Annotated in this window: 10 protein-coding genes and 1 pseudogene; 1 reads left to right on the top strand and 10 read right to left on the bottom strand. The window is 43.1% G+C overall.

The features are described 5' to 3' along the window. Nucleotides 1-18 precede the first annotated feature (18 nt). The 5 genes and pseudogenes from ACOSV2_RS00730 to ACOSV2_RS00710 all read right to left on the bottom strand — a co-directional run. Nucleotides 19-1233 (bottom strand): annotated as a pseudogene (locus ACOSV2_RS00730) (MFS transporter); the annotation flags it as partial. 105 nt (nucleotides 1234-1338) lie between these two features. After that, the gene (locus tag ACOSV2_RS00725; protein WP_428973565.1) at nucleotides 1339-4314 is read right to left on the bottom strand and encodes an ATP-binding protein; all 2976 of its coding nucleotides are present in this window, start codon (nucleotides 4312-4314) and stop codon (nucleotides 1339-1341) included. A 17-nt stretch (nucleotides 4315-4331) separates the two neighbouring features. After that, the gene (locus tag ACOSV2_RS00720) at nucleotides 4332-5540 is read right to left on the bottom strand and encodes a metallophosphoesterase family protein (protein WP_428973564.1); all 1209 of its coding nucleotides are present in this window, start codon (nucleotides 5538-5540) and stop codon (nucleotides 4332-4334) included. A 148-nt stretch (nucleotides 5541-5688) separates the two neighbouring features. Next, a complete protein-coding gene (locus ACOSV2_RS00715) occupies nucleotides 5689-6939 on the bottom strand; it encodes an ABC transporter permease (protein WP_428973563.1) in 1251 nt (416 codons plus the stop codon). Further along, nucleotides 6932-7831 (bottom strand): ABC transporter ATP-binding protein, encoded by a 900-nt coding sequence (locus tag ACOSV2_RS00710; RefSeq protein WP_428973562.1) that lies wholly within the window; start codon nucleotides 7829-7831, stop codon nucleotides 6932-6934. The genes ACOSV2_RS00715 and ACOSV2_RS00710 overlap by 8 nt, the downstream gene beginning before the upstream one ends. 185 nt (nucleotides 7832-8016) lie before the next feature. On the opposite strand from ACOSV2_RS00710, the gene ACOSV2_RS00705 reads away from it, so the two are divergent. Next, nucleotides 8017-8202, top strand: coding sequence for a YhzD family protein (locus ACOSV2_RS00705; RefSeq protein WP_113971251.1), 186 nt, complete (start codon nucleotides 8017-8019; stop codon nucleotides 8200-8202). 115 nt (nucleotides 8203-8317) lie between these two features. Here the strand turns inward: ACOSV2_RS00705 and ACOSV2_RS00700 are convergent, their stop codons facing one another. From ACOSV2_RS00700 to ACOSV2_RS00680, 5 genes are all read right to left on the bottom strand, one after another. Then, entirely contained in the window at nucleotides 8318-9112 is a 795-nt protein-coding gene (locus ACOSV2_RS00700; protein ID WP_428973561.1) for an enoyl-CoA hydratase, read from the bottom strand. 116 nt (nucleotides 9113-9228) lie between these two features. Next, entirely contained in the window at nucleotides 9229-10842 is a 1614-nt protein-coding gene (locus ACOSV2_RS00695) for a long-chain fatty acid--CoA ligase (protein ID WP_428973560.1), read from the bottom strand. Nucleotides 10843-11036: 194 nt separating this feature from the next. Beyond that, nucleotides 11037-12533: a coproporphyrinogen III oxidase gene (locus ACOSV2_RS00690; protein WP_428973559.1), complete on the bottom strand. Its 1497-nt coding sequence runs from the start codon at nucleotides 12531-12533 to the stop codon at nucleotides 11037-11039. A 135-nt stretch (nucleotides 12534-12668) separates the two neighbouring features. Further along, nucleotides 12669-13541, bottom strand: coding sequence for an HAD-IIB family hydrolase (locus ACOSV2_RS00685; RefSeq protein WP_428973558.1), 873 nt, complete (start codon nucleotides 13539-13541; stop codon nucleotides 12669-12671). A gap of 166 nt (nucleotides 13542-13707) precedes the next feature. Continuing rightward, entirely contained in the window at nucleotides 13708-14061 is a 354-nt protein-coding gene (locus ACOSV2_RS00680) for a YlbF family regulator (RefSeq protein WP_397553267.1), read from the bottom strand. Nucleotides 14062-14116 lie beyond the last annotated feature (55 nt).

Raw genomic sequence — 14116 nt, 5'->3', positions numbered from 1 at the left:
CAGGAGACGGTTCTGTGCCTAATTCACCAATGCTTTTTTGTGTTTCTTGCTAATCCAGACTTTCGTCGCTACCAGTCCTACGAGCATAATGAATGCTCCGAAGAAGTAGGGAATATGTATATTCCACTCAAACAGTGTTCCAGCAAGTAATGGTCCAGCGACGTTACCAAGACTGAGAAATGAGTTGTTCAGCCCCATGACGGTCCCCTGTCGTTCTCCTGCCAGTTTTGAAATAAGGGAATTCAACGATGGACGGAGCATGGAGTTTCCAACAAAGAAAACGGAGGTTGTGATCAAGACCCCTACAAAGTTAGTGGCAAATGTCATGATGACAAATCCCAGTGCGCTGAGAAGCAACGAGCCGGTTACGACCTTTTCCTCACCGAAGATCTTCGTCGCCCTTCCCACACCCACTCCTTGAACAACAGTACCGATGATACCAATGATCAAAATGATGATCCCGACTTCCTGTGGACCATATCCATATCGTTCGAGGGCATAGTAGCTGAAGATTGATTGGAAATTCGCCAATCCAAAGCTCATGATGAATACGAGTACCAACAGAAACCCAACCGGGCTCATTACCGCATTCTTCATGACCACGAAGCGGTTTTCACGTTTCTCATTCGGGTCAAAGGTTCTTTTTTCCTTTGGATAGGATTCCGGTAATATGACGACCGAAACGATGGCTGCAATGGAGGCGGCGATCCCTGCAAAGATAAATGGATAGGAGAGATTGATTTCTGCCAGCCATCCTCCGATCCCAGGCCCGATGACGATTCCAAGCCCCATGGCGGCACCAAGGATCCCCATCCCTTGCCCCCGATTGTCCTCATCTGTAACATCTGATACATAGGCCATGGCAGTCGGCATTAATGCTGAGCCGAAAACGCCTGCCAGGATCCTGGACAGAAATAGCATCCATAATCCTACAGCGAAGGCAAAAATGAATTCAGCTATGGCAAACCCTATCAGGCCGATGGTGATTAATGGTTTCCTCCCGATTCGATCGGATAACCGCCCCCAGATAGGAGCAAATAAAAACTGCATAAAGGCAAATACAGCCACCAACGCTCCAAGCGTTTGAGCATTGGCGTTGAATTTTTCGACGTAGAAAGGAAGAATGGGGATGACCAGCCCGATTCCAACCATGACGATAAATAAGTTAAAGCTTAGTAGTGCCAGTGGTCCCCGATTTCGTTTGGACCCTTTTGTTTTTGTCATACTATGTGTTCCTTCTTTCTGACTTTCATTTCATTCCCGTGCTCGTGTAAACTAACTCCTTGTAGTATTGTAACGAATCTGAGAAATTATTGCCAATTCAAATTCTTTAAAGAATCATGCATTTGGGATCGATTCCTTATCCATTCGCTTTAACACGATCATTTCATCCTTGGTAAACTCATTTCTTATATGAGAATGGCAGGTGAAGAACAGAGTCTGATGGCTCGTTGCCATTTTCCTTAACAGTTTTAGAAATGCGTTTGTTCTTTCCCGATCAAAGTTGACTACGCCATCGTCGATCATTACAGGCAATGGGTACTTGTCCCGGAAAGATTGAATGAGGGCAAAGCGAATCGAGATGTATAACTGTTCTTTCGTTCCTTGACTGAGTTCCACTGCATGGAAAACTGCACCGTCCTTCCTCTCTACCCTGATCATCTCATCATCCCGTAAGAAGATCCGTAGATAGTGCCCTTCCGTCAGCTCTCTAAAGTTCTCCTCTGCAAGCTCCATCACTTTAGGCATCTTCGATTTCTGGTAAAGATCCATTGTTTTCCTTAAGGCCACTTGTGCTAACGTATATTTGGACCAGTCATACGCAAGTTCTTGAAGCTCAGCCTTTTTGCTTTGAAACTCCTGAAGAATCGTAGAGTAGCTCTTTCCTTCTTCCAGCACTTTTATTTCATACGAAATGGAAGCGAGCTCTTTTTGATGAGCAGAGAGCTCAGTTGAAAGCTCTTCGATTCGATTTGATACCCATTTTAGTTCTTTTCTGCTATCTTCCTCTGAATCAAACCGAAGAAACGTGCTGAGTGTTCTTTCGGTCAGCCTCGTTTTCATTCCATTATATTGAGCCGCTAGGTCCATTCTCTCTTCGGCGAGAAGTTTTTTTTCTCGAAATTCCGTTTCTTCCATGCACCCTGCAGATTGAAGAAGGGTTCCAACCTCTTCACGGATCTTTCCACCTTCAATTCTGAGCTTTTCTATCTCGAAAGAAAGAGGCTCGACCTCCGTTTGGATGCTATTGATTATGAGAGTTTTCTTTTCAATATCCTGCATGATTCCCTTCAGTTTAATTATGGCCTCATCCACTGTGGTAAACGTGAGAGAGTGTCGGTGGAACCATTCCTGACAATGATCCCTATACTCATTCAACTTTCGGACCACATATTCTTGTTCTTCTTTAAGATGGATATAAGCCTCATAATTCGAGACGGTCTCTTTCATTTTGACAAACGCATCAGGCAGCCACTTCCAGTGAAAATCAGGAGGTAAACAGAGCTCTGATTTCAGACCGGATATCCTTTCTTCTCCTGAAACAATTTCATTCTCTACTTCCTTCTGTTTTGCATGTATCTTCTGGAGTTTTGCCTGTTGCTCTTCTAAGGAAAGAATTCGCTGCTTCCACTCGTTCCTCAATTCCATTTGCTGCTTTAGGCTTTGCTCAGCCCTATCCAAAGAGTGAAATTCCATTTGACCTTCCGGCTGAAACTCTTTTGCTCGTGCTTTAGTTTGTTGAAGAATGCTGGATTCTTCTCGCAGATTACCCCTCGCCTGCATTCCCGATGCACCTACTGGAATGAGAAGAAGCAAGCTGATACCGATAATGAGCCCATTCCCGGTCACGATTGCCCATAACCCAATTCCGAATAAAAGAAGGAGTGCTGCACCTATTAAGAGGAGCTGCCGGGAGAAGGAGGACTTTTTTCTGATGAAACGTTCTTCTGCCTCTTTCACTTGCAGGCTCATCCAATGTGCCTGGTCCCGTGAAGCCTGCCGGGAAGATTCCATTTTCACCGTTTTTTGCAATTCTTGATACTCATCTTCTTCCATCAGCCGGTCCTCTAAGCTATCACACTTCCTTTCGATGTTGTGAAGTTCTTCTTCTTCCTCTTCGTAATGCTTCTGGAAGCTTTCCCGTTCATGAAGGAGCTTTGATTGCTGATCCAGCGCGTTTTGAATACGGTCAGACATCATTAAGCTAGTATCCAGGGCCGTGATGTCCTGCATCTCTATTGTTAATCCCAATTCACGGATCGTATCGTTGATCTTACTACGCACCGTTTTCAAATCTCTGCTCCGTTCACTGCTTTCTTCTTTCCATTTCATATAAAAAGATTGTTGAGACAATATCTTTTCTATAAAAGGAAGGTCTTCAACCAGGGAAGGATCAATCACTTCTGATTCTAATTTATCATGCAGATTTTCTTGTTTCGTCACCAAGGTTTCAATATATGCCGACACTTGTCTTTCTTCCGTTTTAAGTTCGTTTAAACGCTCTAATCCTTTTGCAGGAAACTCAATTGTTTCCAATTGGGTAAGCCGCTCCTCCACTCTTTTGAAGCTAGTGAGTGTATCCCAGTTTTCGTTGACTGAAATCAGGTTCTCTTTCTTTTCAGCAAGAGATGCCTTTTCGGTCTCCAAGGATGAAATCCGGGTTTCTAACGATTTTTGCTTTGCTATGAGAGGACGGTATTGATCATTTTTTTCTTTTCCTTCCTTTACTTGTTTTTCAAGGAGTTTTAATTGTGTCAGCACTGCGTTGACCATCGGCTTTCTTCCCGATTTCTTAAACAGCTGTTCCCTTTCTTTCTGCCAATTCTGTTCCATCTGTAACAGGAGGTCCGTCCCTGTAGAACCTGCAGAGAATAGGTAGCGGTTCAGTTCATCTTTTTTGAGACGCTGAATGTTTTGCAGGCCTTCGAGGTTGAATGAGAATATGTTTTGGTAAGTTGTCCTGTCCATATTTCCGAGCAGTTGTTGAAGGGTTTCTTCTCCTTCCGTTCTTCCGTCCTCGAATTGAACGGTCACGTCCCCTGTGGACTTCCCTTTAACCCGCTCGATACTGAGGATTCCTTGTCCTTCCATGCTGCAAAGGATTCTCCCGCCATACTCTGTAGTAGATTTCGGTTCATACCTGAGGAGGGATTGCTGCTTCGTTGGAAACCCGAACAAAATGCTATGTATGAACGACATAATTGTTGATTTACCAGCTTCGTTTTCCCCATAGAATAATTGAAGGTCACCCATCGTATAGTGCTTGTTTTCTATTTTTCCGTATCCATAAATATGAAGTTCGAGCAGTTTCACCCTATTCACCTCCGCGATCAGCCTTTATTTTGTAACAAGTGCTCTGTCTCTTCTATTAAAGATTTCTTCTCTTCTTCCTTTAAGGGATCCAGAAAGCGGTAAATAGAAGGGTGCTCATACAGTTCTGCCAGGGCAGCCTTCCATTCTTCTTCAACCATGCTTTCCAAAGTCTCCATTACTTCCTGTTTGAATGGATCCTGTTCCATTCCACGACTCGCCGGTGCATGATTCCATCGTATTGAATGAATCCACTTCAACCCCCGGTGACTCTCGTATTCTGCCTGCAATGCTTCCAGTAGATCACCATTTTCTATTTTGCCCGACAAGTCTTGAGGGAGTGATTCATCATCCGTCAAGATCACCTCAATTAAAACATCCCCTTCTTCTAGAAATTCCAGAGTTTGCTGGATACGCTGAAAAATTTCCCCAAAGCGTTGAACACCTTGAAGGGATACGGTGCATGTCTTCCACATCAAGTCGTGAGTAGGGATAAATGTTAATTCTGTATGGTGATGATCAAGTACCACTTCATAGCATCCTTTTTCACCTGTTTCTTTTCGATGTCTTCCCTGGATGTTACCTGGATACACGATGTAAGGCTCTTCGTGCAGAATCTGCCGCTCATGGATATGTCCCAAAGCCCAGTAATGATAATTCTTCTCCAAAAGTTCCCTTACTGAAAAAGGAGCGTACGTTTCATGTGAAGAATGCACACTTCCTTCGCTTCCATGGAGGATGCCAATTGAATAGCGGTCAACGGAACGTTTGGGATAATCAGCAATCCTTCTTTCCTGGATATGTCTTGTACCATAGCTGAATCCCACTATATCTACAGTTGTCCCATTATTTACAGTAAGCTGTTTCACTTCTGTTTCTGTGTTGAAGACATGTATGTTACCCGGCATATCGAGCTCTAATCGAAAGCTTCCAAGATGATCATGATTCCCGTGAACAACGTATACAGGAATGTTATTTGAATGTAACAGCTTGAATTGCTTCAATAATTTCGCCTGCGCACGAATGCTGCGATCTTCTTCGTCAAACAGATCCCCGCTGATGATCATGAAGTCAATTTGTCTATGAATCGCTTCCCTTACAACTTTTTCAAAAGAGGCAAAGGTACTATTATGTATTCGTTCGAACACTTCTTTCGGTAAATGTTTTAGTCCGATAAAAGGACTATCAAGATGTAGATCTGCTACATGAAAAAACCGAATCTTCCCCATGAAGTTCCCTCCCTGCACTACGAATATACGTTCTTATATTCTTTCATTATATCCTAAAACCGGCGATAATTTCAGTATATATTCAACATTTCACGCGATTCATAGAGAAAGGCTGCCCCGGACGAAGGAGACAGCCTGCTCTTACCTATTATTTTTTCGATGTGATTTCGATTGCTTTTTTAATATCTTTATATGAACTAGATTTTCCGTAAAGGAGCACTCCTCCGCGATACACCCTTGCTCCAAATACTCCAAGAATAATAATCGTCACAAGGAGGATCACCATTCCTATGACGGGTTCATACACTGGAAGATTCAGCATCCCTACACGAAGGAACATAACCATCGGTGTAAAGAACGGGATGTACGAAGTGATCGTGACAAAACTGGATTCCGGATTCCCAAGACCGAACATGGAGATGAAGAATCCAATCATGATCAGGAAGGTCATCGGCATGATCATCTGCTGTACATCTTCAATTCTACTGACAAGAGACCCCAGTAATGCAGCCAGTGTTGCATACAGGAAATACCCTAATAAAAAGAATAAGACTGCATATATGATGACACCTACAGATAGAGATTCAAATCCGAATCCTTCAAAGAAACCCCCGACCAGTTCATCTTTCTTTTGAATCATTGTCAAATAGCCTACAGCCATGATTACGGCTAACTGTGTTAACCCTGCTAGGCCGATTCCAATAATTTTGGCAAACATTTGTTTCACCGGGGAGACACTCGATATGAGGATTTCCATGACCCGGGAGCTTTTTTCTGTCGCGACTTCCATGGCTGTCATATTGGCGTAAGCGATGACAGAGAAATAAATAAAGAATAATAGAACATATACAATCCCCCTTGCCTGACTTAGTTCTTCTTCAGACTTGGCTCCTGCTACAAGGGCTTCCTTCTCAAAGGCAACAGGACCGCTAAGAAGTGCCAACTCTTCACCTGTAAGCTCCAGAATACTTGCAGCCAGTGAAGACTTTACATTTTGCAGGGCGATTTGTAATTCTCCGGTCACATTGGACTCTGATAACGAATTGGATTTATACAGAGCTTGTGGAAGACCTTCAGCGCTTTCACTCAAAATGAGTAATCCTTTTATTTCTTCTGATTCTATTTTCTTTTCGATTTCTTCCATCGATTGAGTGGCAGTTTCAAGCTCAATCTCGCTATCCATGATCTCCAGCTGTTGCACAAGCGGATCATACAGCTTGCCCGTTTCGTCCTGAACCGCTATCTTACTCGTGTCATCATCACTGAAGTTCGATATGATACTGTCAAAATTGGCCAATAATACAAGGGCTGCGGCAATGATTACGGTGGATATGATAAAAGATTTAGCCTTAAGCTTAGATAAATAAGAATGACTAAGAATAAAGAAGAAATTATTCATAAGAAGTTCCCACCTTTTCTATGAAGATATCGTTCAGGGAAGGTTCTTCTAATTCGAACTTACGAAGGAATCCCCTTTGAACAACATCATGAAATACCCCCTGGGCAGCAGCCTCAGACTCGACCTGAAGAAGCACTCCTTCCGTTGTTTCTTTCAGCTTCGTCACTCCTTTCATATCCTTCAGATATAGAAGATCAAAATCTGAGTGTATGACCACATTCTTCTTCCCGAAGGAACGCTTGATTTCCTTCAAGCCACCATGCACTACAGGACGCCCTTTATGCATGATGCATAGGCTTTCACAGAGCTCCTCCACATGCTCCATACGGTGACTGGAGAACACGATTGTGGTTCCATTATTCTTGATTTCCCGTACCGCATCCTTTAACAGTTCAACATTTACCGGATCCAGGCCGCTGAACGGTTCGTCGAGAATCAGTAAACTCGGTTTATGGATAACCGATGCGATAAACTGAATTTTTTGCTGATTTCCTTTTGAAAGTTCTTCTACTTTCTTGTTCACGTTTTGAGGAACATTGAATCGTTCCAGCCAGTAATCCAGTTCTTTCAGGATGGTCTTTTTCTCCATACCACGAAGACGCGCCAGATAGACGATTTGATCGTTCACCTTCATTTTTGGATATAATCCTCTTTCTTCAGGAAGATATCCAATTTCCGGACTTGTGGAATAATCGATCTTCCTTCCTTTCCAGGTAATCTGCCCTTCCGATGCATCTAATAACCCTAACACCATTCGAAATGTCGTCGTCTTCCCTGCCCCATTCGCGCCAAGGAAACCAAACATTTCCCCCGGTGGGATATCCAGTGACAGCTGATCAACTGCTGTAAATTGTCCAAACCTTTTGGTTACCTGTTGTATACTAAGACTCATTTCAGCATTCCCCTCCTACACCTTTAAACAAGCATCTTTTTTCTCTCTAATACTCTACGATTTTATACAAAAAAGGTTTCATTTCCCATCCTTTTTTCTTTATCAAACTATTTAGACTTTCCAAAAAAATGATAATATGAAAAAATAAAAGAGTACATGAATTCTATACAAAGGGGTATCTCACAATGAAAGTATACAAATTGACGGTTTTTGAAAAAGACGGAAAAAAGATTCTGGATGAATCATTCGAAGCTTCATCCGACAGCGACGCAAAGAAAATGGGAGAATCCATGTTAGAAGAAAAGGGGTACTCCGATCATACTCATCGCTGTACTTCTCCACTGGGGAAACTGCTGTTGTTTCATGTGTAAGGCTTCCACCATGCATTGCGGGTCACGTCAAGTGGCCTGTAATGCATTTTTAAATTAAAAGGCTGAATGTATAATAAAAAAGAACCAACCCCTTCAGGTTAGTTCTCTTCAACTATTATTCTCCCTTAAATTCAGGTTTCCTTTTCTCCACAAATGCACGAATGCCTTCCTGGTGATCCGAGGTTTGGCGCATGAGCCATTGCCCTTCCTTTTCCAGATCAAGCGCCCGCTGAAGTCTGTCTTTGTTTAATGTGACATATACATCTTTCGTTTTCAGCATCGCCTTCGTCGGTGCACTTAATACTTGTTTTGTATAGCGTTCGATGCCTTCTTCCAATTTTCCTGAAGGAATCGCTTCGTCAACCAGTCCCTTCATAAGAGCCTCTTGCCCTTCCAACACTTTACCGTTCCAAATCAATCGTTTCGCTTTATGTGTTCCCAGGCGCTCCTGCAGAAGAAAATGACTTCCACCATCCGGAATCAGCGCGATGCCGATAAAGTTCATGGCGAGCTTGCTGTCTTCTTCACACAAAATATAGTCGGAGCAAAGCGCCAGGCTGAAACCAAGACCTGCAGCAGCACCATGTATACCTGTTAGAACAATTTTCGGCATGGTGTAAAGAGTCATCACCAGTTCACTGATGGTATCCATAATACTTGAGAACTGTTCTTCTCCGCTTAATGAAAGCATGGATTTAATATCTCCTCCAGAAGAAAACCCCTTTCCTTCCCCTGTCAGGACCAGTAAAGAAATCGATGGATCATTTTTCACTTCTTTTAACGCAGCCAGGAGCTCTCCCATAAGCCCTGCATCCAACGCATTCAGTGATTGAGGCCGGTTCAGCTGAAGCCTTGCCACCTTACCTTCTTTATGTAATTTTACTGTTTCGTATTGATTTGACACTGTCAAAAAAATCCCTCCCCTTTCTTCTAGCATAGCGTAATATCCTATTTTTAGGAATCATTATTTCGAATAGTATAATAATTCAAAAGAGAGGCCGACTTCGTACCGACCTCTCATACGATTTATGTTTGTTTCATTTTATCCTGTACTTGATCCCGCAAGGCTCTCTTCAAAAATTTACCTACTGACGTTTTGGGAATCTCATCAAGGAACAGGATTTCATCCGGCAGCCACCATTTGGCAAACTGTGGTTTCAGAAAGTCCATGATTTCTTCTTTGGACACATTTCCTTTTCCCGAGTCTTTTAACACCACACAAGCGATCGGGCGTTCCTGCCATTCTTCATGGGGAACGGCAACTACCGCTGCTTCGAAGATATGTTCATGTGCCATGAGGGCATTTTCAAGGTCTACAGAAGAAATCCATTCCCCACCTGATTTGATCAAGTCCTTTGTGCGGTCAACGATTTTAATGTAGCCCTCTTCATCGATGGTGACCACATCACCTGTATACAGCCAGCCATCACGGAATGCTTCCTGTGTTCTTTCATCTTCATAGTATTCAGAAGCAATCCATGGACCTCTCAGGGCAAGCTCTCCCATTTCCTTTCCATCCCAAGCCACTTCTCCGTCTTTCCCGACGATTTTCATGTCTAGTCCAGGGACAAGGATCCCTTGCTTTGCTTTCAGATCAAGCTTTTCTTCAGGGGAAAGATCATCATGATAGCTTTTCGATGAAGCAATCACGGCAAGCGGACTTGTTTCCGTCATTCCATATGCATGCATGAACGGAATACCGAATTTCTCTTCAAACGTTCTAATCATTCCTTTAGGAGCCGCAGAACCCCCGCATAGAACGGAACGAAGGCTGGAGAGATCATATTCATTTTTCTCTAATTCATTGAGCAAGCCAAGCCAAATGGTCGGGACCCCTGCAGAGATGGTTACCTTCTCATCCTGCATTAACTGAGCCAGCAATCCAGGAGTGAAATATGGTCCAGGCAGAACCTGCTTCGTCCCGAACCACACCGAGGCAAATGGAAGTCCCCATGCATTTACATGGAACATCGGTACGACCGGCAGGGCCACGTCTCTTTCACAAACACCAGTGGTATCAGCAAGCCCAAGCGCCATGGCATGCAGGACGATTCCACGATGAGAATAAATGACCCCTTTAGGATTTCCGGTTGTGGCTGAGGTGTAACACATCCCGGCAGGAGCATTTTCATCAATGTCAGTACGGAATTGGAAAGCAGGGTCGCCTTCCTCCAGCAATCTCTCATAATGATAAACCGGTTCCAAAGTGGTTTCCGGCAAGTCTCCATCGGTCATTACAATGAACGCTTTGACTGTCGGTATCTGGTCTTTGATTTTTTCGATGAGCGGTACGATGTCTGAGTCGATGAGCAATACCTGGTCCTTGGCATGATTGATGATATATACGATGTGCTGAGGTGATAAGCGAATATTGATCGTATGTAGGACAGCCCCACTACAAGGAATCGCAAAATAGGATTCAAGATGTCGATGATGGTTCCAGGCAAGTGTCCCGACCTTATCCCCTTCTTCAACCCCAAGTTTTGATAGGCTGCTTGCAAGTCTTCTTGTTCTTTCTCCCCACTGTTTATACGTGAAGCGGCTTATTCCGGACTCAGTCCGTGAAACAATTTCTTTGTTAGGAAAATACTTTTCGGCTCGTTCAATCATTTGTGTCAAAAGCAGAGGTGTTTGCATCATATTCGATCTCTCCCCTCAATATTGGTAAGCGTTTACAAAAATATTGTCTGAATTTCTATGTCTACCTTACTAATTCGACCTTTTCAGAAGTAATCCTTTAAGTATTGTTGAAAAATTCCGTTAATTATACATATACCAACACGTCCTTAGATATAAATAAGAAGCCGTCCAGAAGTTCTCTGGACAGCTTGTTATTATGAAAATATGTCATTAAGGATCTTGATTTTCTTTTCGGTATATTCTTTGAATCCCAGGTTGTAGGCGTTTGGCTCTTTGGGATTGGCAAAATGAGTGATCTTTCCGGTCTTCGGATCGATGAATTTACTCGCAGCCCCGCAGCCGATGCCAATGATGGTTTGGACTTCTTCCATGATCATGATGTTATAGAGGCTATCCTGTCCGGGGAGAGCATATCCGACATTTTCTAGATTACCCAGAATGTTCTTCTGACGATATAAGTAATAGGGCTCATAGCCGTTAGCCTTCGTCCATTCCTCAGCAAGGTCCATCATCTTCTCGATTTCCACCCGGTCTGCCACTTTATACTTATCTTTATTCTTCGTCATTTCAGACGCGCGCTTGAAGGACAATGTGTGGACGGTCAACGATTCAGGCATGAGCTTTTCGGTTTCATCCAAAGAATGCTGAAGTTCTGGAAGCTCTTCACCCGGTAGTCCGATAATGAGATCCATGTTGATGTTGTTCATTCCCATGTTGCCGGATAAATGAAATTTATCAATGGTCTCTTCCACGGTGTGATGACGACCGATCGCTTTTAATGTTTCTTGTGTATACGACTGAGGATTAATGGAGATACGGTCGATATTCCATTTCTTTAGTACCTCTAGTTTATCCGGGGAAATCGTATCAGGTCTCCCTGCTTCTACCGTCACTTCCCTTACCGCGTCCACATCGGGGAATGATTGATACATCTCTTCATATAGGGCATCCATTTCTTCTGCCGTGATGCTTGTCGGTGTCCCCCCACCATAGTAAATCGTCGTAATCTTGACGTTATTCTCTTTAAGCCAGCGTCCCATTTCCTGGATTTCGTAGTGAAGCCCGGCCAGGAACGAATCGACCCGACCTTGTTTACCGAGAATCGCGTATGCAGGAAATGTACAATACGCACATTTGGTAGGGCAAAATGGGATTCCGATATAGATGCTCACTTCATTTTGAAGATCATAGAGATCCGGCACAACCGATAACTGACGGTCCACGATGTTTTGCATCAGCTGAATTTTTTCGTCGGTAATGAGGTATTCTTCCTTCAATTTCGCTTGAATCTCCTCCTGGGGAATCCCAAGCTGAGTCTGCTTATGTAAAAGCTTGGTAGGACGGATCCCCGTTAAGATCCCCCACTTTTGCCTGATTCCCGTCAGGTCTTGAAGAACATTAAGATACACATGAGATACTGCTGTTTTCAGCTGTTTGAAGCGTTCCTTTTCATTTTCAAATGATGTCCAGCCACGTTCATAGGCCGCAGTATATGATTCGTCAGAAGACGGTTTTGTCAACACGGCTTTCGCTTCAATCTTTTCTTCTATTGAAAGTTCTATTTTGACTTGAAGATCCATGTCATCACAACGGCCAAAGTGAATCACGGATTCTTCAAAAAATAAATTCGCAATCAATCGCAGGGGGCGCTCAAAACGCTCATCCTCGATTCCTTTTATCAAAACATTCAAGTTCTAATCACCTTCCACCAAATCTAATAAGCTTTTATAAGTGTACAGAATGGGGTGGGAATGGTCAATGGCAGGGAGGCCCACTGATATAAATACAATACCCCGCTTTCCAATGGAAATGCGGGGTATATCGGTTTATGATTTAATGATGTTCATTTTCTTCAGGAATGGAATCGGGTGCTGCTTGCGGAATAGTTCTGTAACAAAATACGGGATGCCTTTTTCGCTTTGGCTCCGTGTTATCCAGTTCGCTGCATCTCTCACCTGCCTTGGGGCATCTCCCATTGCAACACCAAGACCACAGCATTCCAAGGAGTCGATGTCATCCAGCCCCGATCCGACCATCACAATTTGATCCTTCTTCACTCCGAGGCGTTCTGACAGATACATCAGCCCTCGAAGCTTCGATACTCCCCTTGGCACGATATCCAGTTTATAGTCGGATGTCGGAATGGCGTCCACTTCTTCATACATTCCTTTTAGAGAAGCGACTACGTCCCATACATCTTCCCTATGCTCCATGACAACCGATATTTTCGGAACCGACATTGGATTCTCCAAGAGATGATCACTCACACGATCCACAAACTGCTTACTATAAAGTAATTTTGACTCCCTTTGCCATGAGACTTTGGCCATATCCCTTGCCTGGGAATTGGCTTTTCCAATGATTGACCTCTTTTCATGGGATAGAGCTACTTGGCTTGAGAACCCTTCAAGAAATTGAGCAATTTCATACGTAATGTCCTCGGCAATCTTTTTTACATACATCGGTTTCTCAAGCTCTCCAGCAATGTAAGCACCACTATGTGTGACTAGTGGTGTTTTGAGCTTAAGGGCTTTGGCTACTTTCTTTGCTGAAGCAAAGCTTCTGCTTGTAACCAATGTGACCGGTACACCTTTATCTTGAACGTACTCAATTGCTTCCTTTGTTTCCTTCGCAATTTTTCCGTTTTCATTTACAATCGTTCCATCAATATTTAAAGCTAACATTCTATAGATTATCATTGGTGTCCCCCCTATATGTTGTCTACTCCCTTTCTTTACTTTTATGAAGGAGGGGAGACAAATATGACAAGGGGTCGGAGCAATTCGGAAATTATATGGAGCAGCTGGTAGAACTCAAAAAAAGACTAACCCCCGATCCGGAAGTTAGTCCATTTGGTATCCATTATTATTTCTGCATTGAACCGTAAAGTTCTTCAAGTGGTTTCATGATGACTTTGTTCAAGTCATTGATGACCATGCTCATGCGTTGCTCAGCTTCCATAAGCTTTGCGATTATTTCGTGTTGTTGAACAAGTTGAGCAGTCTTTTGAGCTTGCTCTACTTCTTCTTGAGAGATTTCTTCACCACTCATTTGTTTTTGTTGAAGTGTCATTTGGATGTTTCTGAAGTTTTCAAACATCTTGCTAGCAGATTCGTCATTGTTTACTTCGTCATACATCTTCTTCAGTTCTAAAAATTCATCGCTTTGACGTAAAGCACTTTCCAATTCGTTCGCTTGATCGTATAAGTTAATAGCCAAAATACGTACCTCCTATAATTTCACTCTTTGTTTCCTACACCACTATAACAAACTA

It is taken from the genome of Rossellomorea sp. DUT-2, from assembly GCF_052665285.1.
This window is presented reverse-complemented; position numbering and strand designations above follow the sequence as displayed.

What these genes read in the sequence shown, in the direction of transcription:
- ACOSV2_RS00720 (WP_428973564.1), bottom strand. Translation starts at nt 5,540, where the DNA reads ATGGGGAAGATTCGGTTTTTTCATGTAGCAGATCTACATCTTGATAGT.
- ACOSV2_RS00695 (WP_428973560.1), bottom strand. Translation starts at nt 10,842, where the DNA reads ATGATGCAAACACCTCTGCTTTTGACACAAATGATTGAACGAGCCGAA.
- ACOSV2_RS00715 (WP_428973563.1), bottom strand. Translation starts at nt 6,939, where the DNA reads ATGAATAATTTCTTCTTTATTCTTAGTCATTCTTATTTATCTAAGCTT.
- ACOSV2_RS00710 (WP_428973562.1), bottom strand. Translation starts at nt 7,831, where the DNA reads ATGAGTCTTAGTATACAACAGGTAACCAAAAGGTTTGGACAATTTACA.
- ACOSV2_RS00685 (WP_428973558.1), bottom strand. Translation starts at nt 13,541, where the DNA reads ATGATAATCTATAGAATGTTAGCTTTAAATATTGATGGAACGATTGTA.
- ACOSV2_RS00705 (WP_113971251.1), top strand. Translation starts at nt 8,017, where the DNA reads ATGAAAGTATACAAATTGACGGTTTTTGAAAAAGACGGAAAAAAGATT.